This is a genomic window from Stutzerimonas azotifigens DSM 17556, assembly GCF_000425625.1.
In the GTDB taxonomy this organism is placed as follows: Bacteria; Pseudomonadota; Gammaproteobacteria; order Pseudomonadales; family Pseudomonadaceae; genus Stutzerimonas; species Stutzerimonas azotifigens.
Map to the genome: position 1 here is coordinate 1 of NZ_KE384424.1, position 26,176 is coordinate 26,176.

General features: G+C 69.9%; 20 protein-coding genes and 1 other RNA gene. 11 read left to right on the plus strand and 10 right to left on the minus strand.

Annotation, left to right across the window (positions count from 1 at the left end):
- Positions 1 to 42: 42 nt before the first annotated feature.
- Positions 43 to 1,020 carry an NADPH:quinone oxidoreductase family protein gene (locus H610_RS0122080; RefSeq protein ID WP_028241700.1) on the minus strand — a complete coding sequence of 326 codons (978 nt, stop codon included), beginning with the start codon at positions 1,018 to 1,020 and terminating at the stop codon, positions 43 to 45.
- Positions 1,021 to 1,221: 201 nt separating this feature from the next.
- Here H610_RS0122080 and H610_RS0122085 point away from each other — a divergent pair, with 201 nt between their 5' ends.
- A complete protein-coding gene (locus H610_RS0122085) occupies positions 1,222 to 1,617 on the plus strand; it encodes a flagellar basal body-associated protein FliL (protein WP_408055012.1) in 396 nt (131 codons plus the stop codon).
- A gap of 48 nt (positions 1,618 to 1,665) precedes the next feature.
- Here H610_RS0122085 and H610_RS0122090 read toward each other — a convergent pair whose 3' ends face one another.
- The 8 genes from H610_RS0122090 to H610_RS0122120 all read right to left on the minus strand — a co-directional run bounded on the left by H610_RS0122090 (position 1,666) and on the right by H610_RS0122120 (position 8,826).
- Complete coding sequence (locus H610_RS0122090; protein ID WP_028241702.1) at positions 1,666 to 2,790, minus strand: ABC transporter permease; 1,125 nt, start codon at positions 2,788 to 2,790, stop codon at positions 1,666 to 1,668.
- Complete coding sequence (gene rbbA / locus H610_RS0122095; protein ID WP_028241703.1) at positions 2,790 to 5,516, minus strand: ribosome-associated ATPase/putative transporter RbbA; 2,727 nt, start codon at positions 5,514 to 5,516, stop codon at positions 2,790 to 2,792. The genes H610_RS0122090 and rbbA overlap by 1 nt, the downstream gene beginning before the upstream one ends.
- The gene (locus H610_RS0122100; protein WP_028241704.1) at positions 5,513 to 6,583 is read right to left on the minus strand and encodes an HlyD family secretion protein; all 1,071 of its coding nucleotides are present in this window, start codon (positions 6,581 to 6,583) and stop codon (positions 5,513 to 5,515) included. Before H610_RS0122100 ends, rbbA begins: the two co-directional genes overlap by 4 nt.
- A 68-nt stretch (positions 6,584 to 6,651) precedes the next feature.
- Positions 6,652 to 7,122 (minus strand): EVE domain-containing protein, encoded by a 471-nt coding sequence (locus tag H610_RS0122105; protein WP_028241705.1) that lies wholly within the window; start codon positions 7,120 to 7,122, stop codon positions 6,652 to 6,654.
- A 290-nt stretch (positions 7,123 to 7,412) separates the two neighbouring features.
- Positions 7,413 to 8,087, minus strand: coding sequence for a 5-formyltetrahydrofolate cyclo-ligase (locus tag H610_RS24375; RefSeq protein ID WP_051231921.1), 675 nt, complete (start codon positions 8,085 to 8,087; stop codon positions 7,413 to 7,415).
- Positions 8,088 to 8,093: 6 nt separating this feature from the next.
- Positions 8,094 to 8,272, minus strand: a non-coding RNA gene (ssrS, locus tag H610_RS25260) — 6S RNA.
- A gap of 33 nt (positions 8,273 to 8,305) precedes the next feature.
- Positions 8,306 to 8,620, minus strand: coding sequence for a cell division protein ZapA (locus H610_RS0122115; protein WP_028241706.1), 315 nt, complete (start codon positions 8,618 to 8,620; stop codon positions 8,306 to 8,308).
- On the minus strand, positions 8,617 to 8,826 hold the full coding sequence (locus tag H610_RS0122120) for a TIGR02449 family protein (protein ID WP_028241707.1): 210 nt from the start codon (positions 8,824 to 8,826) through the stop codon (positions 8,617 to 8,619). Before H610_RS0122120 ends, H610_RS0122115 begins: the two co-directional genes overlap by 4 nt.
- A 123-nt stretch (positions 8,827 to 8,949) precedes the next feature.
- On the opposite strand from H610_RS0122120, the gene H610_RS0122125 reads away from it, so the two are divergent.
- The 10 genes from H610_RS0122125 (at position 8,950) to H610_RS0122170 (ending at position 21,325) form a co-directional block, all read left to right on the plus strand.
- Positions 8,950 to 9,504 carry a YecA/YgfB family protein gene (locus tag H610_RS0122125; RefSeq protein ID WP_028241708.1) on the plus strand — a complete coding sequence of 185 codons (555 nt, stop codon included), beginning with the start codon at positions 8,950 to 8,952 and terminating at the stop codon, positions 9,502 to 9,504.
- A gap of 22 nt (positions 9,505 to 9,526) precedes the next feature.
- The gene (pepP, locus tag H610_RS0122130) at positions 9,527 to 10,876 is read left to right on the plus strand and encodes a Xaa-Pro aminopeptidase (RefSeq protein ID WP_028241709.1); all 1,350 of its coding nucleotides are present in this window, start codon (positions 9,527 to 9,529) and stop codon (positions 10,874 to 10,876) included.
- Between the two features lie 3 nt (positions 10,877 to 10,879).
- A complete protein-coding gene (gene ubiH, locus H610_RS0122135) occupies positions 10,880 to 12,058 on the plus strand; it encodes a 2-octaprenyl-6-methoxyphenyl hydroxylase (protein ID WP_028241710.1) in 1,179 nt (392 codons plus the stop codon).
- A 35-nt stretch (positions 12,059 to 12,093) separates the two neighbouring features.
- Complete coding sequence (locus H610_RS0122140; protein ID WP_028241711.1) at positions 12,094 to 13,314, plus strand: 2-octaprenyl-3-methyl-6-methoxy-1,4-benzoquinol hydroxylase; 1,221 nt, start codon at positions 12,094 to 12,096, stop codon at positions 13,312 to 13,314.
- A 102-nt stretch (positions 13,315 to 13,416) separates the two neighbouring features.
- Positions 13,417 to 14,418, plus strand: a complete 1,002-nt coding sequence (locus tag H610_RS0122145) for an extracellular solute-binding protein (RefSeq protein WP_028241712.1) — start codon at positions 13,417 to 13,419, stop codon at positions 14,416 to 14,418.
- Positions 14,419 to 14,722: 304 nt separating this feature from the next.
- Complete coding sequence (locus tag H610_RS0122150; protein ID WP_028241713.1) at positions 14,723 to 16,330, plus strand: ABC transporter permease; 1,608 nt, start codon at positions 14,723 to 14,725, stop codon at positions 16,328 to 16,330.
- Between the two features lie 121 nt (positions 16,331 to 16,451).
- Positions 16,452 to 17,534, plus strand: coding sequence for a glycine cleavage system aminomethyltransferase GcvT (gene gcvT / locus H610_RS0122155; RefSeq protein ID WP_028241714.1), 1,083 nt, complete (start codon positions 16,452 to 16,454; stop codon positions 17,532 to 17,534).
- Positions 17,535 to 17,601: 67 nt separating this feature from the next.
- Positions 17,602 to 17,991 carry a glycine cleavage system protein GcvH gene (gene gcvH / locus H610_RS0122160; protein ID WP_028241715.1) on the plus strand — a complete coding sequence of 130 codons (390 nt, stop codon included), beginning with the start codon at positions 17,602 to 17,604 and terminating at the stop codon, positions 17,989 to 17,991.
- 55 nt (positions 17,992 to 18,046) lie between these two features.
- Positions 18,047 to 20,923: an aminomethyl-transferring glycine dehydrogenase gene (gene gcvP / locus H610_RS0122165; RefSeq protein WP_028241716.1), complete on the plus strand. Its 2,877-nt coding sequence runs from the start codon at positions 18,047 to 18,049 to the stop codon at positions 20,921 to 20,923.
- 105 nt (positions 20,924 to 21,028) lie between these two features.
- Positions 21,029 to 21,325: a DUF2388 domain-containing protein gene (locus tag H610_RS0122170; protein ID WP_028241717.1), complete on the plus strand. Its 297-nt coding sequence runs from the start codon at positions 21,029 to 21,031 to the stop codon at positions 21,323 to 21,325.
- A 36-nt stretch (positions 21,326 to 21,361) separates the two neighbouring features.
- Here the strand turns inward: H610_RS0122170 and H610_RS24380 are convergent, their stop codons facing one another.
- Complete coding sequence (locus H610_RS24380; RefSeq protein WP_051231923.1) at positions 21,362 to 26,005, minus strand: PAS domain S-box protein; 4,644 nt, start codon at positions 26,003 to 26,005, stop codon at positions 21,362 to 21,364.
- Positions 26,006 to 26,176: the final 171 nt, after the last annotated feature.

Consider the following 26,176-nt stretch of genomic DNA (forward strand, 5'->3'; position numbering starts at 1 on the left):
CCAGCCTCCAGCCTCCAGCCTCCAGCCTCCAGCCTCCAGCCTCTATCGCACCTTCACCACCACCTTGCCGACCGCCCTGCGCTGGCCGAGGGTGGCGATCGCTTCGGGCGCCTGTTCGAGCGGGAAGGTCCGGGACACCAGCGGCTTGAGCTTGCCCTCGCCATACCAGGCGAACAGCTGGCGGAAGTTGGCCAGGTTGTCCTGCGGCTGGCGCTGGGCGAACGCGCCCCAGAACACGCCGACCAGGGCGGCGCCCTTGAGCAGCGGCAGGTTGGCCGGCAGCGAAGGGATCTCACCGGCGGCGAAGCCGACCACCAGCATCCGGCCGTTCCAGGCGATGCTGCGGAAGGCCTCTTCGAACAGCCCGCCGCCCACCGGGTCGTAGATCACGTCCACGCCCTGGCCGCCGGTCAGCGTCTTCATCTGCTCCCTCAGGCTGCCTTCGGAGTAATTGATCAGCTCGTCGGCGCCGGCGTTGCGGGCCACTTCCAGCTTCTCGGCGGTGGAGGCCGCGGCGATCACCCGGGCGCCCATGGCCTTGCCGATCTCCACTGCGGCCAGGCCGACTCCGCCCGAGGCGCCGAGCACCAGCAGGGTTTCGCCGGGCTGCAGGTTGGCGCGCTGCCTGAGTGCGTGCATCGAGGTGCCGTAGGTCATGCTGAACGCGGCGGCGGTCTCGAAGCTCATGTCCGCGGGCATCGGCAGCACGCCGTGGCCGGGCATCGCCACCTGCTCGGCGAAGCCGCCCCAGCCGGTCAGGCCCATCACCCGGTCGCCGACCTTGAGATGGGTGACCTTCTCGCCGACTTCCAGCACCACGCCGGAGGCTTCGCCTCCCGGGGAGAAGGGGAAGGGCGGTTTGAACTGGTACTTGCCCTCGATGATCAGGGTGTCGGGGAAATTCACCCCCGCGGCGTGCACCTCCAGCAGTACTTCGTTCTGCTTGATCCGGGGAGCCTCGGTCTCTTCGACGACGAGCGTTTCGGGCGGGCCGAACGCCTTGCACAGCACAGCTTTCATGCGGCTTTCCTTCTGCGGGTGAGCGGGCGCGTGCGTGCCTGACGCCGCACCCGTTGTTGTCGCCTGCAGTCTAGGTGGCGTGTGTCGGCGATCAAACGAGAATGCCCCGCCCTGATGGGCCTGCATAAGCGCCGGGCTTGGGTCGCCGGCTGGCACTGGCTATGCTAGCCGCTTCGCCCGAGGAGTCGTCCCGTGAAGCGCTTGATCGCCCTGTTGTTCGCCGCCACGCTGTCCACCACCGCCCTGGCCGCCGCGCCGGCGGATGGGGAGACGGCCGCCAAGCCGATCTACTACACCCTGACGCCCGCGCTGGTCGGCAACTATGGCAGCGGCGAGCGCCTGAAGTACTACAAGGCGGACGTGGCCCTGCGGGTCGCCACTGCCGAGGCGCAGGCCAAGGTGGAACACCACGAGCCGCTGATCCGCAACCAGTTGATCCTGTTGTTCGCCGAGCAGACCGACGCCAGCCTGAGCAGCGTCGAGGCCAAGGAGACGCTGCGCCAGGAGGCGCTCAAGCAGGTGCGCGATGTGCTGGAGCAGGAAGAGGGCACGCCGCTGGTCGACGACCTGCTGTTCAACAATCTGATCATTCAGTAGCGGCAAGCCGTAAGCTGCAAGAGGTGCTCGCTTCTGCCTGCAGCCGCCCTAGGCCATCTGCGCCAGCGCGCGGCGGAAGCGCCACAGCGCGCCGGCGAAGAACAGCGAGCCGATCGCCAGCAGCGCCAGCAACTGCGGCCAGACGATCGACAGCCCGGCGCCGCGATAGAGGATCGCCTGCGCCAGGCTGACGAAGTGGGTGGTGGGCGCCGCAAGCATGATGTGCTGGACCAGCTCCGGCATGCTTTCGCGCGGCGTGGTGCCGCCGGAGAGGATCTGCAGCGGAATCAGCGCCAGGATGGTCAGCAGCCCCAGCTGCGGCATCGAGCGCGCCAGGGTGCCGAAGAACACCCCCATCGAGGTGGTGGCGAACAGGTGCAGCGCGGCGCCGCCGAGGAACAGCGGCAGCGAGCCGGCCAGCGGCACGCCGAGCCAGCCGCGCACCACCAGCAGCAGGGAGGCAGTGGCGGCCAGCAGCACCACCAGCCCCATCGACCAGACCTTGGCCAGCATGATCTGCAGCGGCGTTACCGGCATCACCAGCAGGTGCTCGATGGTGCCGTGCTCGCGCTCGCGGATCAGCGCCGCGCCGGTGAGCACAATGGACAGCATGGTGATCTGGTTGATCACTTCCATCACCGAGCCGAACCAGGTGCGCGTCAGGTTGGGGTTGAAGCGCACGCGCATCGCCATCTCCACCTGCGCGGCCGGCGTGCCGCGGGCGCGGCGGACGAATTCGGCGATCTCCGCCGAGCCGATCGCCTGGATGTAGCCGGCGCCGCTGAAGGCCTGGCTGACCTGGGTCGCATCCACGTTGAGCTGCAGCGCCGGGCTGCGGCCGGCGAGCACGTCGCGCTGGAAGTTCGGCGGGACGTTCAGGGTGAAGGTGTAGCGGCCGGCATCCATGCCGCGGTCCATCTCGGCTGGGTCGATCCGTTGCGGCGGCTTGAAGTAGGGCGGCTGGAAGGCGTCGAACAGGCGCTGCGACAGCGGCGAATCGTCCTCGTCGACCACCGCCAGCGAGGCGTGGTGCAGGCTTTCCGGCATGCTCGTCGCCGAGGAGTAGACCCCCAGGCTGAAGGCCCAGACGATCAGCAGCACCAGTGCCAGGTCGCGGCGCAGGCTGTGGAACTCCTTGACGCCCAGGCGGGCGATGTTGGCCAGCTGCCGCATCAGGCCTCCTGTTTCTTCAGCAGGGTGACGCACAGCAGCCACAACGCCGGGATGGTGAGCAGCAGCGGGACGAAATAGGGGTAGAGGTCGGCGAAGCCCAGCGCCTTGGAGAAGGTCCCGCGGCTGATCACCAGGAAGTGCGAGGTGGGGTAGAGCTGGCCCACCAGCGCGCCGGCGCCTTCCAGCGAGGACACCGGGTAGATCAGCCCGGAGAACTGCACGGCCGGCAGCTGGGTCGCGATCGCCGTGCCGAACACCGCGGCGATCTGGCTGTTGGTAAAGGTCGAGATCAGCAGGCCGAGGCCGGTCGCGCAGGTCACGTAGAGCAGCCCGCCGAGCAGCAGCGTGGGCAGGCCGCCCTTGAGCGACACGCCGAACACCGTCACCGCCAGCGCCACCAGCAGCAGGAAGTTGAGCAGGCCCAGGCCGACGTAGGGCAGTTGCTTGCCGAGCAGGAACTCCAGGCGCGTGACCGGCGTGACGTAGAGGTTGACGATCGAGCCCAGCTCCTTCTCGCGCACTACCGCCAGCGCCGTGAGCATGGCCGGGATGAGCATCAGCAGCATCGGGATCACCGCCGGCACCATGGCTTCCAGGCTTTCCACGTCGGGGTTGTAGCGGTAGCGGATCTCCACCGCGGCCAGCGCCGGCGCGCTCGGCTGGGGCGAGCCGCGGGCGAGCTCCTGGAGAAACGCCTGGTGGATGCCTTCGACATAGCCCTTGACGGTGTCGGCGCGGGTCGGCATCGCGCCGTCGACCCAGACGCCCACGGTCGGCGAATCGCCGCGCTTGAGGTCGCGGCCGAACTGTGGCGGGATCTCCACCGCGAGGCTGATTTCGGCCCGGCGCAGGCGCCGGTCGAGGTCGTCGTAGTCGCGCAGCGGCGGCTGCTCGGAGAAATAGCGCGAGCCGCTGAGGTTCTGGATGTAGGCCTGGCTGCTGGTGGTCTGGTCGCGGTCGAGCACGGCGAAGTTGAGGTTTTCCACGTCGAAGCTGATGCCGTAGCCGATGACGAACAGCAGCAGCGTGGTGCCGAGCAGCGCCATGCCGCCGCGGATCGGGTCGCGGCGAAGCTCGAGCGTCTCGCGGCGGGCATAGCTGAGCAGGCGGCCGAGGCTGAAGTGGCTGCCCACCCGCGGCGGCGGGGCCTGCGTGGCCGGCGCCGGTGGCGCGACGGCCGGTTCGTCTTCCTTCGCCGCCTCGCGCAGGTAGGCGATGAAGGTCTGCTCGAGGCTGTCCAGCCCGCGCTTGGCCATCAGCCCCGCGGGGGTGTCGCTGTCCAGCACCCGGCCGGCGTGCATCAGCGAGATGCGGTCACAGCGCTGGGCCTCGTTCATGAAATGGGTGGCGATGAAGATGGTCACGCCGTCGCGCCGCGACAGGTCGAACATCAACTGCCAGAAAGCGTCGCGGGCGATCGGGTCGACGCCGGAGGTGGGTTCGTCGAGAATCAGGATTTCCGGGCGATGGATCACCGCCACCGCCAGCGACAGGCGCTGGCGCACGCCCAGCGGCAGCTCGTCCGGCAGTGTGTCGAGCACCTGGCCGAGCCCGAAACGCTGCGCCATCTCGGCCACGCGCGCGTCGATCTCCGCGGCCGGGACGTGGAACAACCGGGCATGCAGCACCAGGTTCTGGCGCACGCTCAGCTCGGTGTACAGCGAGAACGCCTGGGACATGTAGCCGACCCGGCGGCGCGTCTCCATGTCGTTGGGCGCGACCGGCCGGCCGAACAGCAGGGCCTCGCCCTCGGTCGCCGGCAGCAGGCCGGTGAGCATCTTCATGGTGGTGGACTTGCCGCAGCCGTTGGAGCCGAGGAAGCCGAAGATCTCGCCGCGGCGGATGCGGAAGTCGACATGGTCCACCGCGGTGAAGTCGCCGAAGCGGCAGGTCAGCCGGCGGGCCTCGATGGCCACCGCATCGGAGCCGGCCGTGGCCGGCGGCGCCACGGGATGGCGGTGTTCACGGCGTTTCGCCTCCGGCAGCAGCGCGATGAACGCCGATTCCAGGTCGGGGCTCCCGGTGCGGGCGCGCAGCTCGCCCGGCGCGCCGGTGGCCAGCACCTGGCCGGCGTCCATCATCACCAGCCAGTCGAAGCGCTCGGCCTCTTCCATGTAGGCGGTAGCGACCAGCACGCTCATGCCCGGCTGCTGGGCACGGATGCGCTCGATCAGGTCCCAGAACTGGCTGCGCGACAGCGGGTCGACGCCGGTGGTCGGTTCGTCGAGGATCAAGAGCTGCGGGTCGTGGATCAACGCGCAGCACAGTCCGAGTTTCTGCTTCATGCCGCCGGACAGCTTGCCTGCCGGCCGCTCGCGGAACGGCCAGAGTCCGGTGCTGGCGAGCAGCGCCTCGATGCGCTGCCGGCGGTCGGCATGCGCCTTGCCGAACAGGCGGCCGAAGAAGTCCAGGTTCTCCTGCACCGACAGCGTCGGATAGAGGTTGCGGCCCAGGCCCTGCGGCATGTAGGCGATGTGCGGACACAGCCGGCGCCGGTGCCGCGCGTCGGCCATGTCGCCGCCGAGCACTTCCAGCTGGCCGTGCTGCAGGCGCCGGGCACCGGCGATCAGCGCCAGGACGCTGGACTTGCCTACGCCGTCCGGGCCGATCAGGCCGGCCATCACGCCGGCCGGCACGTCCAGGGTCAGGTCGTCCACCGCCCGGGTGGCGCCGTAGCGGTGGGCGACCCCGCACAGTCGAGCGACCGGCTCGCGCGTCGGGATCACGGCAGCCGGATCTCCAGTTGCTCGGGCCAGGGCGTGCGCTCGTCGAGGCGCAGGTAGGCCATGCCGGGCACGCCGGTCTTGACCTGTTCGAGGTGGCGCTCGAGCAGCTCGGGGGCGATGCGCGCCCTGACCCGGAACATCAGCTTCTCGCGCTCGCTTTCGGTCTCCACGGTCTTGGGCGTGAACTGGGCGACGCTGGCCACGTAGCTCACCCGCGCGGGGATCACGTACTGCGGCACGGCGTCGAGCACCAGGCGCACCTCGGTGCCGAGCGCGACCCGGCCGGCCTGCCGTTCCGGCAGGAAGAAGGTCATGTAGACGTCGGTCAGGTCGACCAGGTTGAGCACCTTGCCGCCGGCGCCGAGCACCTCGCCGGGTTCGGCGATGCGGTACTGCACGCGGCCGCTGCGGGTGGCCTTCAGCAGGCTGTCGTCGATTTCCGCCTGCAGGCGCGCGACGCCGGCCTGGGCGGCCTCGATCGCCGATTCCGCCTCGATCACCTGCGAGCGGGCGGCGGCGATGCCGGCTTCGGCCGAGCTGACCTGGGCGCGAGCGGCGGAGAGGGCGGCCCGCGCGCTTTCGCGGGCGGCCAGGTCGTCATCGAGGGTCTGTCGGGACACCGCCTGGCGCTCCACCAGGATGCGCGTGCGGGCGTAGCGCTTCTCGGCCGCATCCAGTTCGGCGCGGCGTTGCTGGACCACCGCCTCGGCGGTGGCCTTCTCGCTCTCGCGCAGCCCGACCTGGGCCTGCGCCGTGAGCCGGCCGTTCTCCGCCTGGCGCAGCTGCGCACGCGCCTGCGCCAGCTCGGCCTCGAGCACCTGGGTGTCCATCCGTCCCAGCACCTGGCCGGACGTCACGAAGGCGCCTTCGCTGACATCGATGCTGGCGATCCGGCCGCCGAGCTTGGTGGCGACGTCGACCTCGGTCGCTTCGATGCGTCCGTTGCCGCTGGCGATGTTCTCGCCGAAGCCGGAGGGGCGCAGTTCGTGCCAGAGCCAGGCACCGGCGAGCAGCAGCAGGGCGAGGGCGCCGACGGGCACGAGCCGGCGGCGGAGGGCGTCTTTCATCGGGGCCTCGCGGCGGAAACGGTGGACCCTGAGTATGGTTCAACCGCTGCGGGGCGCCTTGATACGGGTCAAATGGCCTGGCTCGAGCGGGCCATGCGCAGAATCTGCGCCCACTCGCGCTCGCCGACCGGCATCACCGACAGCCGGCTGCCGCGCTGCACCAGCGCCAGTTCCGCGAGCGCCGGCTCGGCCTTCAGGGCCGTCAGCGGCAGGACCTGGGCGAAGGTCTCCACATGCGCCACGTCCACCGCGCTCCAGGGGTTGCGCCCGGAGCCGGCCGTCTTCGGATCGAAATAGGGACTCTGCGGGTCGGTGGCGGTCGGGTCCGGATAGGCACCGCGGACGATCCGACCGATGCCGGCCACGCCTGGAATCGGGCAACTGGAGTGGTAGAAGAGAAACAGGTCGTCCGGCTGCATGGCGCGCAGGTGGTTGCGCGCCTGATAGTTGCGCACGCCGTCCCAGCGACCTGTTTCACGTTTTTCGAGATCGGTGACCGAAAACTCATCCGGCTCGGATTTCATCAACCAGTACGGCATGGACTTTGCTCTCAAGATCGCGCGTCTAACGCAAGGGAAGGCGGCAGTTTCTCCGACAATCGGTCGGAAACAGCGTTTGCGCTGTTTCGGTGCTTGGCGGAGAATGCCGTGGTTGAAAATTTGGCGCCATCGGAACGCTCAAAACAGAAGAAAGCGATGACGATGGGATGATCTGCCTGTCAGGGGGAGGCGAGTTTGATGAAGCGCAAGCCGGATATTTTGTGGGTTCTCGTCGTGTTGTTCAGTCTCGGAGTGGTGACCACCGGTTACACCCAGAGCCTCTGGGACCGTCAGGGCGAGCCGGCCCCGGTGGTCGCACCGCAGCGTTGAAGCCGAGCCGACAGTCTGTCGCGCTCTGACGCCGCCGAGGCGTACCAGCCCCTGTCCGTTACCGTTGCCTTCACGGGCACGTCCCAACTGGACAGGGGTAGCCGGTCGACCTTCTGACACTCGTGGGCCAGCCCCAGCAACGTCGGTTTGTGCCAATTTTTGCGCATTCTCAGGTAGGCCAGGCTGCGATCGTAGAAGCCACCGCCCATGCCGAGGCGTCCGCCCCGGTCATCGAAGCCCACCAGCGGCATCAGCACCAGATCGAGCGCCCAGACCGGACGTTGCCGGTCGGGTCGCGGCCGCGGCTCGGCGATACCGAAACGATTGGATGAAAGCCGCTCGTGCGCATCGAAGCGCTGGAAGACCATCCGCGTGCGCGGCCAGGCCTTGAGGACCGGCAGATAGACCTGCTTGTGGCGGCGGCGGGCTTCGGCTAGCAGCGGGCGCGGGTCGATTTCGCCGTCGTTGGGCAGGTACAGCGCGACGTGCCGTGCGCGGCGGAACAGCGGATGCCGGGCCAGTTGGCGACGCAGCGCGAGCGCGGCCTGGCGTTGCTGACGGGGCGAAAGGGCGCGCCGGCATTGGCGCAACTGGCGTCGCAGCGCCGGGCGGCTGAGGCCTTCGGCTACGATCATGAGAAGTGGCTCCCCAGCATGCCGCTGCCGGCGTAGGCCCTTGAACCCGAAAGTTCAAGGTGGCGACTGCCGGAGACCTTCAGGCTTTCCGTCAGGCGGACATGCACACCGGTCCCGCGTGCAGCCTCCATGGTGTTGCGTATCGGGAGAGGGTCATCGCCAGCTGGCGCACATGCCAGGGAGTTGCGCGCAGTATACCGCAATCGTCCGACCGTCGATCAGTTGCCGGCCGAGTTCTGATCGGCGGCCAGGGCGCTGTCGACCCGCTCCAGCAGGTTGCGCACCTGGTCGCGCGCGTTGCTGGCTTCGGCGTCCTGGTGCTGCTGCTTCTGCAGCAGCTCGTGAGCGATGTTGAGCGCGGCCATCACCGCCACGCGGTCCGCGCCGATGACCTTGCCGCTGCTGCGGATGCCGCGCATCTTGCCGTCGAGGTAGCGCGCGGCGTTTTCCAGATTGCTGCGTTCGGCCGGCGGGCAGGCGATGCAGTATTCCTTGTCCATGATGTGGACGGTGACGGTGTCGGGCTGGGTCATGTGTCCTGCTCCAGGGCTTTCAGGCGCGAAATCATCGCTTCGACCTTCTGCCGGGCCAATTCGTTCTTTTCGATCAGATGAGCGCGTTCTTCGCGCCAGGCTCGTTCGTTCGCCAGCAGCAGCCGGTTCTCGGCCTTGAGCTGTTCGATGCGCTGGATCAGCTGGTTCACCTTGCCCGCCAGCTGGGACAGGTCGGCGTCTTCCATGGGCTTTTCACCTGATGGCGTCGGGGGCCGCGGCCTGCAGTCGGATGGTCTTGGCTCGCGCGCCGGTGCTAGGATACGAAGCCTTCATTCTAGACACTGCGCCCTGCCGGCGCCTAGCCGCCCATGCCGATTCCGAGTTCTCCCTACGTCGCGTTCGCCAGCCTGCTGGCCAGCAGCGCCCATCCCGTTTCCCCGGCCGAGCTGCACGGCCTGCTGGTCGGTCGCAGCTGCGCCGGCGCCGGCTTCGAGGCCGAGCCCTGGCTGCGGGACGCCAGCGAGCTGCTCGGCGGCGAGCCCGACGAGCCGGTGCGCCAGGCGCTGATCGGCCTGCAGGACATGGTCAAGGGCGAGCTCGGCGGCGAAGACATGACGCTGGTGCTGCTGCTGCCGTCCGACGAGGCGCCGGTCGCCGAGCGCGCCCTGGCGCTCGGCCAGTGGTGCCAGGGTTTTCTCGGCGGTTTCGGCGTGGTGGCCGGCGATCGCGCACTCAGCGACGAGGCCCGCGAGGTGCTGCAGGACCTGGCGGCCATCGCCCAGGTGCAGAGCGCGCTGGAGGAGTCGGAAGACGCCGAGAGCGACTACATGGAAGTGATGGAATACCTGCGCGTGGCGCCCATGTTGCTGTTCGCCGAATGCGGCAAGGCGCCGGCCGAGGCCCCCAGGCCTTCCCTGCACTGATCCCTGTACCGAGGAGTACCCCGTGTCCGCGACCCGCATTCCCAAGTCGGAGTATGCCCGGCGCCGCAAGGCGCTGATGGCGCAGATGGAGCCGAACAGCATCGCCATCCTGCCGGCGGCCCCCATGTACATCCGCAACCGGGACGTGGAACACGTCTACCGCCAGGACAGCGATTTCCAGTACCTCTCGGGCTTTCCCGAGCCGGAGGCGGTGATCGCGCTGATCCCCGGGCGCGAGCACGGCGAGTACGTGCTGTTCTGCCGCGAGCGCGACCCCGAGCGCGAACTCTGGGACGGCCTGCGCGCCGGCCAGGAAGGGGCGGTGGGCCAGTACGGCGCCGACGATGCCTTTCCCATCGGTGACATCGACGACATCCTCCCCGGGTTGATCGAGGGGCGCTCGCGCGTCTACTACGCGATCGGCAGCAACGCCGAGTTCGATCACCGGCTGATGGAGTGGATCAACAGCATCCGCGCCAAGGCCCGGCAGGGCGCGCAGCCGCCGAACGAATTCGTCGCGCTCGATCACCTGCTGCACGACATGCGCCTGTACAAGTCCGCCGCCGAGGTGAAGGTGATGCGCGAAGCCGCGCAGATCTCGGCGCGCGCCCACGTGCGGGCGATGCAGGCCAGCCGCCCGGGGCTGCACGAGTACCACCTCGAGGCCGAGCTGGACTATGAATTTCGCAAGGGCGGCGCGCGCATGCCGGCCTACGGCTCGATCGTCGCCGCCGGACGCAACGCCTGCATCCTGCACTACCGCGAGAACGATGCGCCGCTCAAGGATGGCGACCTGGTGCTGATCGACGCCGGCTGCGAGATCGACTGCTACGCCAGCGACATCACCCGCACCTTCCCGGTCAACGGCCGCTTCAGCCCCGAGCAGCGGGCCATCTACGAAATCGTGCTGGAGGCGAACCTGGCCGCCTTCGAGTACATCGCGCCGGGCAGGCACTGGAACGAGGCCCACGAAGCCACCGTCCGGGTGATCACCGCCGGGCTGGTGCGCCTCGGGCTGCTCGAGGGCGAGGTCGGGCAGCTGATCGCCGAGGAGGCCTACAAGCCGTTCTACATGCACCGCGCCGGCCACTGGCTGGGCATGGACGTGCACGACGTCGGCGACTACCGGGTCGGCGGCCAGTGGCGCGTGCTCGAGCCGGGCATGGCGATGACCGTGGAACCCGGCGTCTACATCGCGCCGGACAACCAGCAGGTCGCCAGGAAATGGCGCGGCATCGGCGTGCGTATCGAGGACGACGTGGTGGTCACCCGCGACGGCTGCGAGATCCTCACCGGCGGCGTGCCCAAGCAGGCCGACGAGATCGAGGCGCTGATGGCCGCGGCCCGCGCCCGCGAAGGCGAGGTCGCCTGAGCCGTGGGCGCGCCTTCGATAGCGATCGTCGGTGGCGGGCTGGTCGGCGCCAGCCTGGCGCTGGCCCTGCAGGCGGGGGTGCGGCAGCGCGGCTGGCAGGTCGAGCTGATCGAGCCAGTGGCGCCCGGCAGCGACTACCAGCCGAGCTATGACGCCCGCTCCACGGCGCTGTCGCAGGGCACCCGGCGGATCTACCAGCGGCTCGGCGTGTGGTCGGCGATCGCCCTGCGCGCCGAACCGATCCTCGACATCCATGTGTCGGACCGCGGGCGCTTCGGCGCGACCCGCCTGAGCGCCGCCGACGAAGGCGTTCCGGCGCTCGGCTACGTGGTGGAGAACGCCTGGATCGGCCGCTGCCTGTGGGATGCGCTCGACGCCGGCACGGTGCGCCGTCACTGCCCGGCGCGTGTCGCGAGCATCGCTGTCGCCGAACAGGGCTACCGACTGACGCTCGAGGACGACAGCGTGCTCGAGCCGAGCCTCACGGTGCTGGTCGACGGCGGCCGTTCGGGCCTGCGCGAGCAGCTCGGAATTCCGGTCCGCGAGCGCCCCTACGGGCAGACCGCGCTGATCGCCAATGTCACGCCGGGCCGGCCGCACCACGGGCTGGCCTTCGAACGCTTCACCGACGACGGGCCCATGGCCCTGCTGCCGCTCGCCGAGAACCGCTGCGCGCTGGTCTGGACCCGCCCGGAGGACGACGCGGCGCGGCTGGCCGCGCTCGACGAGGCGGCCTTCCTCGCCGAGCTGCAGGACACCTTCGGCTATCGCCTCGGCGGATTCCGCCAGGTCGGTGCGCGGCATCTCTACCCGCTGTCGCTGGTCGAGGCCGACGAGCAGGTGCGCAGCGGCCTGGTGGTGCTCGGCAACGCCGCGCACAGCCTGCACCCGATCGCCGGGCAGGGCTACAACCTGTCGCTGCGCGACGCCGACGTACTGGCCGAGGAGCTGCTCGCCGGCGAACGGCCGCCGGGCGAGCTCGCTACCCTGCGGCGCTACCTCGAGCGCCAGCGCTTCGACCAGCGCCTGACGGTCGGTTTCTCCGACCAGGTGACGCGGCTGTTCGGCGATTCCGGCCCCGGCTCGATCCTGCTGCGCAACCTCGGGCTGGTCGGCCTCGACCTGCTGCCGCCGGCCAAGCGCTGGTTCGCGCGCCAGGCGATGGGGCTTGGCAGCCGGTGAACACCCGCGTCGCCGCCAACAACGAAGGAGGGCACATGGACGCCGATCTGATCATCGTCGGAGCCGGCATGGTCGGCAGCACGCTGGCCCTGGCGCTGCAGGACAGCGGCCTGGACATCCTGCTGATCGACGCCGGCCCGCTGGAGGTGCAGCCGTTCGACCGCGAGGGCGCCTTCGAGCCGCGGGTGAGCGCGCTCTCGGCGGCCAGCCAGCGGATACTCGAGCGGGTCGGTGCCTGGCCGGGGATCGCCGGGCGGCGTGCCTGCGCCTACACCGAGATGGACGTCTGGGACGGCTCGGGGACCGGCGGCGTGCATTTCACCGCGGCTTCGGTGCACGCCGAGGCGCTCGGCCACATCGTCGAGAACCGCGTGGTGCAGGATGCTCTGCTGGAGGCCCTGCGGCGCGGCACCAGGGTCAGGCTGCAGGGCCGCGCGCGGCTCGAGCAGGTCCGCCGCGACGGCGAGGCCTGGCATCTGGCGCTGGCCGGCGGCGAGGAACTGCGCGCGCCGCTGCTGGTGGCCGCCGACGGCGCCCAGTCGCTGGTGCGCCGGCTGACCGGCAGCGAGACCCGCGAATGGGACTACCTGCACCATGCGATCGTCACCAGCGTGCGCTGCGACGCGCCGCACCGGCGCACCGCCTGGCAGCGCTTCACCGACGACGGCCCGCTGGCATTCCTGCCGCTGGAGCGCGGCGACGACCTGCACTGGTGCTCGATCGTCTGGTCGGTCACCGAGCGCGAGGCCGAACGCCTGATGGTCTGCGACGACGAGGCCTTTGCCCGGGCGCTCGGGACGGCCTTCGAGCAGCGCCTCGGGGCGGTGCTCGAGGTCGACTCGCGGCTGTGCATCCCGCTGCGCCAGCGGCATGCCAAGCGCTACGTGCAGCCCGGGCTGGCGCTGATCGGCGATGCCGCGCATACCATCCACCCGCTCGCCGGTCAGGGGGTGAACCTCGGGCTGCTGGACGCCGCGGTACTGGCCGAGGTGATCCTCGTGGCCCGCGCGCGCGGGCAGGCGCCCGGGGACATCCGCGTGCTGAGCCGCTTCGAGCGCCGGCGCATGCCGCACAACCTGGCGATGATGGGCGCGATGGAGGGCTTCGAGCGGCTGTTCCAGGCCGACGCGCCGGCCGTGCGTTGGCTGCGCAACACCGGCCTCAAGGCGGTCGAGTCGGTGCCGGCGATGAAAGCCATGTTCGTGCGCCAGGCACTCGGCCTGACAGGCGACCTGCCGCCGCTGGCGCGGGCCTGACGCAATGGCCTGTTACCTGTGCGGCGATCCTGCACATTGAGAACGTAAATAGTATTCACTACTATTTGGCTCCTATTTGCAGACAGCAGAAGAGGCCGTTCCATGCAGGCAAGCAAAGGAATTCTCGCCGCCCTGGCGCTCGCCACCGTTTCCGGCGCCCTCCAGGCCGCCGACGAAGTGGTGGTGTACTCCTCGCGCATCGACGAGCTGATCAAGCCGGTGTTCGATGCCTACACCAGGGAGACCGGGGTCCGGGTGAAGTTCATCACCGACAAGGAAGCCCCGTTGATGGCCCGGATCAAGGCCGAGGGCGAGAACACTCCGGCGGACCTGCTGCTCACCGTCGATGCCGGCAACCTGTGGCAGGCCGAGCAGATGGGCATCCTGCAGCCGCTGGGCTCGGCGGTGGTGAAGCAGAACATCCCGTCCCAGTACCGCTCCTCCAACGATGCCTGGACCGGCCTGTCGCTGCGCGCGCGGACCATCGTCTACTCCACCGAGCGGGTCGACCCGGCGGAGCTGAGCACCTACGAGGCGCTGGCCGACGACGAATGGGAAGGCCGCCTGTGCCTGCGTACCAGCAAGAAGGTCTACAACCAGTCGCTGACCGCCACCCTCATCGAGACCCACGGTGCCGAGAAGACCGAGGAGATCGTCCGCGGCTGGGTCGACAACCTGGCCACCGACGTGTTCGCCGACGACAACGCGGTGATCCAGGCGGTGGACGCCGGCCTGTGCGATGTCGGGCTGGTCAACACCTACTACTACGGGCGCCTGCACAAGGCCGATCCGCAGCTCAAGGCACGCCTGTTCTGGCCGAACCAGCAGGATCGCGGCGTGCACGTGAACCTGTCGGGCATCGGCCTGACCCGCCACGCGCCGCACCCGGAAGCCGCGCGCCAGCTGGTGGAGTGGATGACCGGCGAGCAGGCGCAGAGCATCTTCGCCGGCACCAACCAGGAATACCCGGCCAATCCGGCCGTGCAGCCGTCCGAGGAAGTGGCGGCCTGGGGCGAGTTCAAGGCCGACACCATCCCTGTCGAAGTGGCCGGCAAGCGCCAGGCCGAGGCGATCATGCTGATGGACCGCGCCGGCTGGCGCTGAGCCGGCGCGAGACGGGGAACTCGGCGCCTGCCCGGTCCTCATCCGGCCCTGCGGGCCACCTTCTCCCGGAGGGAGAAGGGAAGCGTCCCTGGCGTTGCCTGCGGTTCGGGCCGGCACGATGCCGAGGCCGGTGCCGGACCCATCCCCCTCTCCCTCCGGGAGAGGGCTGGGGTGAGGGGCTGAGCCGCTCAGCCGGTCCTCCTCCGATCGCAGCTGGCGCTGACACGGCCCTGTTTGCCGCTTGTCGCTATACTCGACGCCCCCGAGCCGCTCGGGGGCGTCGTCATTTCCATCCGAGGCCGTCGTGTCCAAACGCATTCAGCGCCGCTGGTATGTCCTGTCCTTCGCCGTCGCGCTGCTGGTGCTGCTGCCGCTGAGCGTGCTGCTGCTGAGCTGGCACACGGTCGACGGCGAGATCTGGTCGCATCTGTGGCGCACGCAGATTCCCCGTCTGCTGGGCAACACCCTGGTGCTGCTGCTCGGTGTCGGCGTCGGCGTCACCCTGCTTGGGGTGAGCCTGGCCTGGCTCACCGCGCTCTGCGAATTCCCCGGGCGGCGCTGGCTGGACTGGGCGCTGATGCTGCCCTTCGCCATACCCGCCTACGTGCTCGCGTTCGTCTTCATCGGCCTGCTGGACTTCGCCGGCCCGGTGCAGACGCTGGCGCGCGAATGGTTCGGCGGCGTGCGCTTTCCGCGGGTGCGCTCCACCGGCGGGGTGATCCTGGTGCTCGTGCTGGTGTTCTATCCCTACGTCTACCTGCTCGCGCGCTCGGCCTTCATCGCCCAAGGCAAGGGCCTGATGGAGGCGGCGCGAGGGCTCGGCCAGACGCCCTGGCAGGCGTTCTGGTGGGTGGCGCTGCCGATGGCACGCCCGGCGATCGGCGCCGGTCTGGCGCTGGCGCTGATGGAGACGCTGGCGGATTTCGGCGCGGTGTCGGTGTTCAACTTCGACACCTTCACCACCGCCATCTACAAGACCTGGTACGGCTTCTTCAGCCTGACCAGCGCCACCCAGCTGGCGAGCCTGCTGCTGCTGGCGGTGATGCTGGTGCTCTACGGCGAACGCCGCGCGCGCGGGGTGGCGCGGCCGTCCAACGAGCGGCGGCGTACCGCCGCGCTCTACCACCTGCGCGGCTGGCGGGCGCTGGCGGCGAGCGGCTGGTGCACGCTGGTGTTCGCCTGCGCCTTCGTGGTGCCGGTGGCGCAACTGCTCGTCTGGCTCTGGCAGCGCGGACGCTTCGACTTCGACGAGCGCTACCTCGGCCTGATCCTGCACAGCCTGACGCTCGGTGGGCTCGCCGCCCTGGCCGCCGTGGCGGTGGCGCTGACGCTGGCCTTCGCCCGCCGCCAGGCGCCGGTGCGCCCGGTGCGCGCGGCGGTCGGGCTGGCCAACCTCGGCTACGCCCTGCCCGGGTCGGTGCTGGCGGTGTCGATCATGCTCGCCTTCAGCTACCTCGACCGGCACCTGGTGATCCCGCTGTCGGGTTGGCTGGGCATGGGCGGCAAGCCGCTGCTGCTCGGCAGCCTCGGCGCCCTGCTGCTGGCCTACCTGGTCCGCTTCCTGGCGGTTGCCTACGGGCCGCTGGAGAGCAGCCTGGCACGCATCCGCCCGTCGCTGCCGGAGGCCTCGCGCAGCCTCGGGGTCGGCGGGCCTCAATTGTTTCTGCGCGTGTACCTGCCGCTGCTGCTGCCGGGCACCCTCAGCGCCGTGCTGCTGGTGTTCGTCGACGTGCTCAAGGAGATGCCGGCGACGTTGCTGATGCGCCCGTTCGGCTGGGACACCCTGGCGGTGCGCGTGTTCGAGATGACCAGCGAGGGCGAATGGGCGCGCGCGGCGCTGCCGGCGCTGACGCTGGTGCTGGTCGGGCTGCTGCCGGTGATCCTGCTGATCCGCCGTTCCGCCCGCGGCTGAGCGCCGTTCGCGCCGTGACCTTATCCGGGCGCGCCGCTACAATGCGCGCCATTCGACGGGGGCCGGCACGGGTGCCGGCCGCCTCAGCTGTCGCTTCGGCGTCTGCCCGGAAGGAGATCCCATGGGTCAGCGTACTCCCCTCTACGACCAGCACCTGGCCCTCGGCGCCAAGATGGTCGACTTCGGCGGCTGGGACATGCCGCTGCACTATGGCTCCCAGGTCGAGGAGCACCACCAGGTACGGCAGGACTGCGGGGCGTTCGACGTCTCGCACATGGCCGTCATCGACCTGTCCGGCGAACAGGCGCAGGCCTACCTGCGCCGGCTGTTGGCCAACGACGTCGCACGCCTGACCAGCCCCGGCAAGGCCCTGTACAGCGCCATGCTCAACCGTGACGGCGGGGTGATCGACGATCTCATCGTCTACCTCGCCGAGTGGGGCTACCGCCTGGTGGTCAACGCCGCCACCCGCGACAAGGACCTGGCCTGGATGCGCCAGCAGGCGGTCGGCTTCTCGGTCGAACTGCGCGAGCGCACCGACCTGGCCATGCTCGCCATCCAGGGGCCGAAGGCCCGCGCGCGCATCGCCGAGCTGGTCGACCAGGCCGGCGCCGAGCTGATCCAGGCGCTCAGGCCGTTCCAGGGCCTGCCGCACGGCGACTGGTTCATCGCCCGCACCGGCTACACCGGCGAGGACGGGCTGGAAATCATGCTCCCGGCCAGCCAGGCGCCGGGCTTCTTCAGCGAGCTGGTCGGCGTCGGCATCCCGCCCATCGGGCTCGGCGCCCGCGACACCCTGCGCCTGGAGGCCGGGCTGAACCTTTACGGGCAGGACATGACAGAACAGGTGTCGCCGCTGGCCGCGAACATGGGCTGGACCGTCGCCTGGGAACCGGCCGAGCGCAACTTCATCGGGCGCGACGCGCTCGAGCGGCTGCGCGACGATCCGAGCCAGCCGCGGCTGGTCGGCCTGGTGATGGAGGAGCGCGGCGTGCTGCGCGCCCATCAGGTGGTGCGGGTCGGCGGCCTGGGTGAAGGCGAGATCACCAGCGGCAGCTTTTCGCCTACCCTTGGTAAATCGATCGCGCTGGCCCGGGTGCCGGCCGCCACCGGCGAGCGCGCCGAGGTGGAGATCAGGGGCAGGTGGTATCCGGTACGCGTCGTGCAACCCAGCTTCGTCCGGCACGGCAAGCCGCTGATCTGACCGGCGCCTGCCAAACCCGACCCAACAAACCCTGCAGCTCCCTGCGTCTGACCGAGGAACCGAAGAGATGAGCGACATCCGCGCCGATTTGCGTTACGCCCCCAGCCACGAATGGGCCCGTCTGGAAATGGACGGTTCCGTGACCGTCGGCATCAGCGACCATGCCCAGGAAGCGCTGGGCGACGTGGTCTACGTCGAGCTTCCGGAGATCGGCCAGCAGCTCGCCGGCGGCCAGGCCGCCGGGGTGGTGGAATCGGTGAAGGCGGCGTCCGACATCTACGCGCCGGTCAGCGGCGAGGTCATTGCGGTCAACGCGGCCCTGACCGACACCCCCGAAGACATCAACAAGCATCCGTACGAAGCCTGGTTCTTCAAGCTGATGCCGAGCGACGAGAACGAGCTGGACGCGCTGCTCGACTCCGACGGCTACGCGGCCAGCCTCGGCAAAGACGCCTGATTCCTGCCACCCGGCCGCGTCTCGCCGGAGCGCGGCCTCTTGCGAGAGCCCTCCGATGCCCTTCCAGCAGCCCCTCTCCCAGCTCCAGCAAGCCGATGCCTTCCTGCAGCGCCACCTCGGGCCGGACGAGGGCGAGCAGCAGGCCATGCTCGAGGTCCTCGGCCTGCCCAGCCGCGAGGCGCTGATCGACCAGACGGTGCCGCCGGCGATCCGCCTGCGGCAGGCGCTGGGCCTGCCGGCGGCGCTCGACGAGCAGGCGGCGCTGGCCCGGCTGCGCGCCCACGCCGAACGCAACGAGCTGTGGACCAGCCTGATCGGCATGGGCTACCACGGCACCGTCACACCGACGGTGATCCTGCGCAACGTGCTGGAGAACCCGGGCTGGTACACCGCCTACACGCCCTACCAGCCGGAAATCGCCCAGGGGCGCCTGGAAGCGCTGCTGAACTTCCAGCAACTGACCATCGACCTCACCGGCCTGGACCTGGCCAACGCCTCGCTGCTCGACGAGGCGACCGCCGCCGCCGAGGCCATGACCCTGGCCAGGCGCGTGGCCAAGAGCCGCAGCAACCGCTTCTTCGCCGACGAGAACTGCCACCCGCAGACGCTCTCGGTGCTGCAGACCCGCGCCGAGGCGTTCGGCTTCGAACTGGTGGTCGGCACGGTCGAGGCGCTCGCCGGCGAAGAGGTGTTCGGCGCGCTGCTGCAGTATCCCGACACCCACGGCGAGATCCGCGACCTCAAGCCGTCGATCGACGACCTGCACGCGCGCCAGGCGATCGCCTGCGTGGCCGCCGACCTGCTCAGCCTGGTGCTGCTCACGCCGCCCGGCGAGCTCGGCGCCGACGTGGTGCTCGGCAGCTCGCAGCGCTTCGGCGTGCCGATGGGCTACGGCGGCCCGCACGCCGCCTACTTCGCCACCCGCGACGCCTACAAGCGCGCCATGCCCGGGCGCATCATCGGCGTGTCGAAGGATGCCCGCGGCGAGATTGCGCTGCGCATGGCGCTGCAGACCCGCGAACAGCACATCCGCCGCGAGAAGGCCAACTCCAACATCTGCACCGCGCAGGTGCTGCTGGCCAACATCGCCGCCTTCTATGCCGTCTACCATGGCCCGCGCGGGCTGGAGCGCATCGCCCGGCGGGTGCACCGGCTCACCGCGATCCTTGCCGCCGGCCTCGAGCGGCACGGCATCAGGCGCGCCAACCGGCATTTCTTCGACACCCTGACGCTGGAGGTCGGCGGCAGCCAGACGGCGATCATCGAATCGGCGCGGGAGGCGCGCATCAACCTGCGCATCCTCGGCCGCGGCAAGCTCGGCGTGAGCCTCGACGAGACCTGCAGCGAGGCCACGGTCGAGCGGCTGCTGGCCGTCTTCCTCGGCGCCGACCACGGGTTGTCGGCGGCCGAGCTGGACGCCGGCGAGCCGGAGGCGGGCATTCCCGCCGAACTCGAGCGCCGCAGCGCCTTCCTCACCCACCCGGTGTTCAACGCCCACCACAGCGAAACCGAGATGCTGCGCTACCTCAAGCAGCTGGAGAACAAGGACCTGGCGCTCAACCAGGCGATGATTCCGCTCGGCTCCTGCACCATGAAGCTCAACGCCACCAGCGAGATGATCCCGATCACCTGGCCGGAATTCGCCAACCTGCACCCCTTCGCTCCGCGCGAACAGGCTCAGGGCTACGCGGCGATGATCGGCGAACTGGAGCGGTGGCTGTGCGCGATCACCGGTTTCGACGCCATCTCCATGCAGCCGAACTCCGGCGCCCAGGGCGAGTACGCCGGGTTGCTGGCCATCCGCAAGTACCACCAGAGCCGCGGCGAGGGGCAGCGCGACATCTGCCTGATCCCGTCCTCGGCGCACGGCACCAACCCGGCCTCGGCGCAGATGGCGAGCATGAAGGTGGTGATCGTCGAGTGCGACCGCGAGGGCAACGTCGACCTCGAGGACCTCAAGCGGCATGCGGCCGAGGCCGGCGACCGGCTGTCCTGCCTGATGATCACCTACCCCTCGACCCACGGCGTGTACGAGGAAAGCGTGCGGGAGATCTGCGAGGCGGTGCATGCCCAGGGCGGGCAGGTCTACATGGACGGCGCCAACCTCAACGCCCAGGTGGGCCTGGCGCGGCCGGCCGACATGGGCGCCGACGTCTCGCACATGAACCTGCACAAGACCTTCTGCATCCCGCACGGCGGCGGTGGCCCGGGCATGGGGCCGATCGGCGTCAAGGCGCACCTGGCGCCCTTCGTCGCCAACCACCCGGTGGTCGAGCTGCAGGGGCCGAACCCCGGCAACGGCGCGGTCAGCGCCGCGCCCTGGGGCAGCGCCAGCATCCTGCCGATCAGTTGGATGTACGTCGCCATGATGGGCCCGCGGCTGCAGGACGCCACCGAGGTCGCCATCCTCAACGCCAACTACCTGGCCCAGCGCCTGGGCAGCGCCTTCCCGGTGCTCTACAGCGGGCGCAACGGGCGCGTCGCCCACGAGTGCATCCTCGACCTGCGGCCGCTCAAGGCCGAGACCGGGATCAGCGAGGAGGACGTCGCCAAGCGCCTGATGGACTACGGCTTCCACGCGCCGACCATGTCCTTCCCGGTGCCCGGCACGCTGATGATCGAGCCCACCGAAAGCGAATCGAAGGCCGAGCTGGACCGTTTCGTCGAGGCGATGCTGAGCATCCGCGCGGAGATCGCCAAGGTACAGGACGGCACCTGGCCGGCCGACGACAACCCGCTGGTGCGCGCGCCCCACACCCTGGCCGACGTCGTCGGCGAGTGGACGCGGCCCTACGGCATCGCCGAGGCGGTGACCCCGACCGCGCACACCCGCGCCCACAAGTACTGGCCGGCGGTGAACCGGGTGGACAACGTGCACGGCGACCGCAACCTGTTCTGCGCCTGCGTGCCGGTCGACGCCTACCGCAGCTGAGCGAGCGCGGGCCCGGGGCGCGCCCGGGCTCGCGCCAGGCAGGCCGCCGGAACTCCGCCGGAGGCCACGGGCTCTATCTTCTGGGAACCTCTGGAGGCATAGACCATGTATCGAAAAGTCCTGGCAATTCTGATCCTGTGCTCGCTGCCGGTGGGGGCCGCGATGGCCGACTGGGTGCGTGAGATTCTTTCGTCGGGGGCGACCACCGCCTCGACCTACATGACCAGCCGCGACGACAAGCTTGTGCGCGGTGCCCAGGAAGATGCCGTCAGCTTCGTCGCCAGCGACGGGCAGATCCGCGGCCCCTACCTCGAGGCGGCGCTGCAGCGCCTGCGCAGCGAACGCCCCGACCTGCAGGCCAGCGACCTGGAGCTAGCCCGCGCCATCCTCGCCGAGCAATGAGGCCGGACCTGCCGTGGTGACCGCGCCGCGGCAGGCTCAACCGCCGCTTTCGATCATCTGCCGGATGAGCACGCCCAGGGCATCGATGTTGAACGGCTTGGCGAGCATCTCCATCCCTTCCTCGAGAAAATCACCGCGCACCTGCGCGTTGGCCGCATAGCCGGTGATGAACAGCACCTTCAGCCCGGGCCGGTGCTGGCGCGCGATCTCCGCCAGCTGGCGGCCGTTCATGCCGGGCAGGCCGACGTCGGTCACCAGCAGGTCGATGCGCCGGTCGCCCTGCAGGTAGGGCAGGGCGGTGGGGCCGTCGAAGGCTTCCAGCGCGCCGTAGCCCAGTTCCTTGAGGACCTCCACCACCAGCATGCGCACCGCTGCCTCGTCCTCGACCACCAGCACGGTCTCGCCGACCTGCGCGCGCGGCACCTCGGCCACCGGGTCCTGGGCGTCGTCCTCGGCGGGCGTCTCGTGGTGGCGCGGCAGGTACAGGGTGATGCGCGTGCCTTCGCCAACCTGGCTGTCGATGCTCACGTGCCCGCCGGTCTGCTTGACGAAGCCGTAGACCATCGACAGGCCGAGGCCGGTGCCCTGGCCGATCGGCTTGGTGGTGAAGAAGGGGTCGAAGGCCTTGGCGATGATCTCCTCGGGCATGCCGGAGCCGGTGTCGGAGACGCACAGCGCCACGTAGTCGCCCGGCTCCGGGGCGTCGGGCGCCTGCTCGTCGACCGTGAGCCGGTGCGTCTCGATGGCCAGCTGGCCGCCGGCGGACATGGCGTCGCGCGCGTTGATCACCAGGTTGAGCAGCGCGTTCTCCAACTGGTGGGCGTCGGAATAGGCCAGCCAGAGGTCCGGGTCGAGCCGCGTGCTGAAGCTGATGTGCTCGCCGATGGTGCGCCGGAGCATGTCCTCCATCGACACCACCAGCAGGTTGACGTCCACCGGGCGCGGGTCCAGCGACTGCCGGCGGGCGAAGGCCAGCAGCCGGTGGGTCAACGCCGCGGCGCGGTTGGCCGAGGTCATGGCGGCGTCGATGTAGCGGTCCAGTTCGCCGATCCGGCCCGCCGCGGCGCGCCGCTGGATCAGGTCGAGGGCGCCGAGCACGCCGGTCAGCATGTTGTTGAAGTCGTGCGCCAGGCCGCCGGTCAGCTGGCCGATGGCTTCCATCTTCTGGGCATGCCGCAGGGCCTCCTCGGCGCGCGCGCGTTCGGCCATTTCCACGTGCAGGCGGCGGTTGATCTCGGCCAGCTCGCCGGTGCGCTCGGCGACCCGCCGTTCCAGGCTGTCGTTGAGTTCGCGCAGCGCCTCTTCGGCGGCGACCTGGGCGGTGATGTCGGTGTTGGTGCCGAACCAGTGGGTGACCTGCCCGAGTTCTTCGCGGATCGGCAGGGCGCGGGAGAGGAACCAGCGGTACTTGCCATCCTTTCCGCGCAGCGGAAAGGTCTCCTCCCAGATCGAGCCGATGGCGAAGGCGCGGCGCATCGAGGCCAGCACGCGCTCGACGTGGTCGGGGTGCAGCACCGAGCGCCAGCCCAGCGCGCGCATGGCCTCCAGTGTGGTGCCGGTGTAGTCGTACCAGCGCTTGTTGTACCAGTAGATGCGCCCGTTGGGGTCGGCCATCCAGGCGAACTGGCTCATGTTGTCGGCCAGCGTGCGGAACTGCTCCTCGCTGTCGCGCAGCGCACGCTCGGCGCGCATGCGCTCGTCCGCGGTCCAGGCCCGGTCGGCCACTTCGCGGATGAAGGAGACGTCCTCGTCGGGCCAGACCCGCGGCACGGCGCTGAGCAGCAGCAGCGCGGCGCGCAGGCGGCCCTGCTCGAGCAGGGGCATGCACACCAGGCTCTGCACCTCGGCCCTGGTCAGCGTGCCGGCCAGCGGGGCGGTGCGCGGATCGTGCTCGATGTCGTGGACCACCACGATCTCGCCGCGCTGCAGGTCGTAGGCGAGGTCGCCGAAGTCGTTCAGGCGGAACAGTTCCTTGACCGTGGAGCGTGAGCCGTTGGTCCAGTTGGCCAGCAGCGAGGCGTGTTCGCCGGTGGGGTCGACGCTGAGGAACACCGCCTGGTTGACCGCCAGGGCGTTGCCCAGCACGCGCACCGCCGCGCAGGCGATGATGCCGCTGTCCGGCTGGCCGCGAAGCAGGTCGCCGAGCTCGATGAAGGCCGCCTGGCGCTGCTCGGCCAGGCGCCGCTCCTCGATCTGCTCTTCGAGCAGGGCGTTCATGCGCAGCAGGCGTTCGGCGAAGTTGCGCTCGGCGGTGATCACCCGCGCGGTGCCGAGGATGCGCATCTCGCCGCTGGGATCGGTCAACCGGCGGCCGCGGTTGGCCAGCCAGTAGTAGCCGCCGGTGGCGAAATCGTAGACGCGGTATTCGAGGTTGAGCTCGCCGTCGGAATCCTCGGCGAAGACGGCGCGCATGCTGTGTATCACCCGCTCGCGGTCGTCCGGGTGGATGCGTTCGAGGAACTGGTCGACGCTCAGTTCCTGCTGGTCGGCGCGTAGGCCCGACATGCTTTTCAGCTGGGTGTCCCAGTGCAGGGTGCGATGGGTCGCGTTGTATTCCCAGACGCCGATCGAGGCGATCTCGTTGGCGAGGATCACACGCTGCTCGGCTTCGCGCAGGGCTTTGGTCGCCGTGGCGCGTTCGTTGGCGATGCGCAGCCGCTCGACGACCTCGCGCACCAGGCCGAGGTCGGCGGACCGCCAGCGGTGCGCGCCGATGCAGCTGAGCACCAGCAGCCTGCCGGCTTGCGGCAGGGCGGCGAGCAGCAGGGCCTGGCTGTCCAGGGCGGCCTGCAGCGGTTGCGCCTCGTCGTCGCCGGCGGTCTGCAGGTCGGCGAACGCCAGCGGACCCTCGTCGAGCCGGCGGCGCAGCGCCGCGGGCAGCGGGCAGCGCGCGCCGAGAAAGCCGGTGCGGTCCTTGCGGCACCATTCGCGGTTCACCTGCAGCACGCCGTCGCCGTCGAGCCTGGCCAGCCCGACGCGGTCGCTGCCGAGCAGGATGCCGAGCCGGTCGCACAGCAGCTGGCCGACCGCGCCGAGGTCGTGGTTTTCCTGCAGGCAGTCGCTGAGTTCCAGCAGGAACGCCTGCACGGCCTCGCCGCGGACCCTCTCGCTGATGTCGGTAACCGTGCAGATGGCGCCCTGCAGTACGCCTTCGCGGTAGATCGGGCCGACCCGGTACTCCACCGGCACGCTGCTGCCGTCCTGGCGCAGGAACAGCTCGTGCTCGACGTGCGCCGCCTCTCCGGTGCGCGCCGCGCGCTTGATGGGGCAGTCGCCCTCGGCGTAGCGCGTACCGTCCGGGCGACTGTGCCGGACCAGTTCGCTCACCGGCCGGCCGAGCACCGCGTCCTTGCCGTCGAGGCCGAGCAGCCGCACGAAGGCCTCGTTGCACAGCGTCACCGATCCTTCGGTGTCGATCGAATAGAAGCCTTCGGTGGCCGAATCCACCAGCAGACGGGTGAAGGCCTCGCTCTCCACCCGTTCGATGTCGGCGCGGCGGCGTGCGTCGATGTCCAGGGCCACGGAGATCCACTGCACCACCTCGCCGGCGGCGTCGAACAGCGGCACGCCGCGCTCCTGGAACCAGCGCGTGATGCCGTCCGAGCCCACCAGCGGCACCTCCAGGCTGTAGGGCACCTTGGTCCGCAGCGCGTCGCGCAGCGACCGCACCACCCGTTCGCGCTCGGGCCCGGCGACCGCCTGCAGCCAGCCGTCGCCGAGGCTGTGCTCGAGATCCAGCCCGGTGTATTCGCACCAGTAGGCGTTCATGTAGGTGACCCGGCCGTCGCCGTCGAACATCGAGACCACCTGCGGGCTCAGGTCGACCAGGGCGCGGTAGCGTTCCTCGGCCTCGCGCGCGGCCTGCTGCTCGCGGTGGATGTCGGTGCGGTCGCGCAGGATCTTCACGAAGCCCTGGGCCCGGCCCTGGTCGTCGCGTACCAGCATCAGCTCGCCGTTGGCCCAGAAGCGGCTGCCATCCTTGCGCCGGTGCCAGCGTTCGTCCTGGCTGGCGCCCTGTTCGCGGGCCTGGCGCATCTCCCGCTGCGGGACGCCGGCGCGGCGGTCCTCCTCGGTGAAGATGCAGTCGGCCGGGCGGTCGCGCATCTCGTCCCGGCGCCAGCCGAGCAGCCGCTCGGCGCCGCTGGTCCAGCGGGTCACCCGGCCGTCGAGGTCGGTGGCGAGGATGGCGTAGTCCACCGCGCTTTCCAGCAGCCAGCGGTTGCTCCGTTCGCTTTCGCTCGCCAGTTGCAGTTCGAGGCGCTGCAGCAACTGCTCGGCGACCACCTGCAGGTGCTCTTGCTCGGCGGCGCTCAACGGGCGGGGGGCGGGTGTCTGCACGCAGAGCACGCCGAGCGGCGGCCGTTCGGCGGGGTGCAGCAGCCGCGCGTGCAGACGCTGGTCGAGGTCGGCGGTCGGCTGCTCGGCCTCGAACATGGCCTGCAGCCGATCTGCGGCGAGAGCGGCGGCCTGCTCGTCCATGCCCACCCGGCACAGGCAGCAGAGCGCGTCGCCGTCGAAGAGGAGGATCGCCGCCTGCTCCAGCCCGCAGCTGGCGGCCGCCAGCGCGGCGAGCGGTCGGAGTCGCTCGCCCTCGTTGCTCAGAAGGCGATATCGGTCATGCGCGGTGTGGCGCTCGATCTCGGTCCAACTTCCCTGGGATAGGTCGCTATTGAAATTCAAGGTTATCGCTCGGGGCTATCCATGGCTCACCAACGCTCGGCATCTGCCGTGGCCGAGCGGAACAATGTGGGCAGTGTGCACCCGCGCGCGGGGCCCCGCCACTGCCTTCGATCGGCGCTCGGGACCCCGATTTTCCGGGGGCTCGCCGTTGGGTTGAACTGGAAGCAGACC

Coding starts and splice junctions, on each gene's coding strand:
- H610_RS0122100 (WP_028241704.1), bottom strand. CDS start 6,583: ATGAAAGACGCCCTCCGCCGCCGGCTCGTGCCCGTCGGCGCCCTCGCC.
- H610_RS0122115 (WP_028241706.1), bottom strand. CDS start 8,620: ATGACCCAGCCCGACACCGTCACCGTCCACATCATGGACAAGGAATAC.
- H610_RS0122080 (WP_028241700.1), bottom strand. CDS start 1,020: ATGAAAGCTGTGCTGTGCAAGGCGTTCGGCCCGCCCGAAACGCTCGTC.
- H610_RS0122105 (WP_028241705.1), bottom strand. CDS start 7,122: ATGCCGTACTGGTTGATGAAATCCGAGCCGGATGAGTTTTCGGTCACC.
- gcvP (WP_028241716.1), top strand. CDS start 18,047: ATGCCCTTCCAGCAGCCCCTCTCCCAGCTCCAGCAAGCCGATGCCTTC.
- H610_RS0122120 (WP_028241707.1), bottom strand. CDS start 8,826: ATGGAAGACGCCGACCTGTCCCAGCTGGCGGGCAAGGTGAACCAGCTG.
- H610_RS0122125 (WP_028241708.1), top strand. CDS start 8,950: ATGCCGATTCCGAGTTCTCCCTACGTCGCGTTCGCCAGCCTGCTGGCC.
- H610_RS24375 (WP_051231921.1), bottom strand. CDS start 8,087: ATGATCGTAGCCGAAGGCCTCAGCCGCCCGGCGCTGCGACGCCAGTTG.
- gcvT (WP_028241714.1), top strand. CDS start 16,452: ATGGGTCAGCGTACTCCCCTCTACGACCAGCACCTGGCCCTCGGCGCC.
- gcvH (WP_028241715.1), top strand. CDS start 17,602: ATGAGCGACATCCGCGCCGATTTGCGTTACGCCCCCAGCCACGAATGG.
- H610_RS0122145 (WP_028241712.1), top strand. CDS start 13,417: ATGCAGGCAAGCAAAGGAATTCTCGCCGCCCTGGCGCTCGCCACCGTT.
- H610_RS0122170 (WP_028241717.1), top strand. CDS start 21,029: ATGTATCGAAAAGTCCTGGCAATTCTGATCCTGTGCTCGCTGCCGGTG.
- H610_RS0122140 (WP_028241711.1), top strand. CDS start 12,094: ATGGACGCCGATCTGATCATCGTCGGAGCCGGCATGGTCGGCAGCACG.
- H610_RS0122090 (WP_028241702.1), bottom strand. CDS start 2,790: ATGCGGCAGCTGGCCAACATCGCCCGCCTGGGCGTCAAGGAGTTCCAC.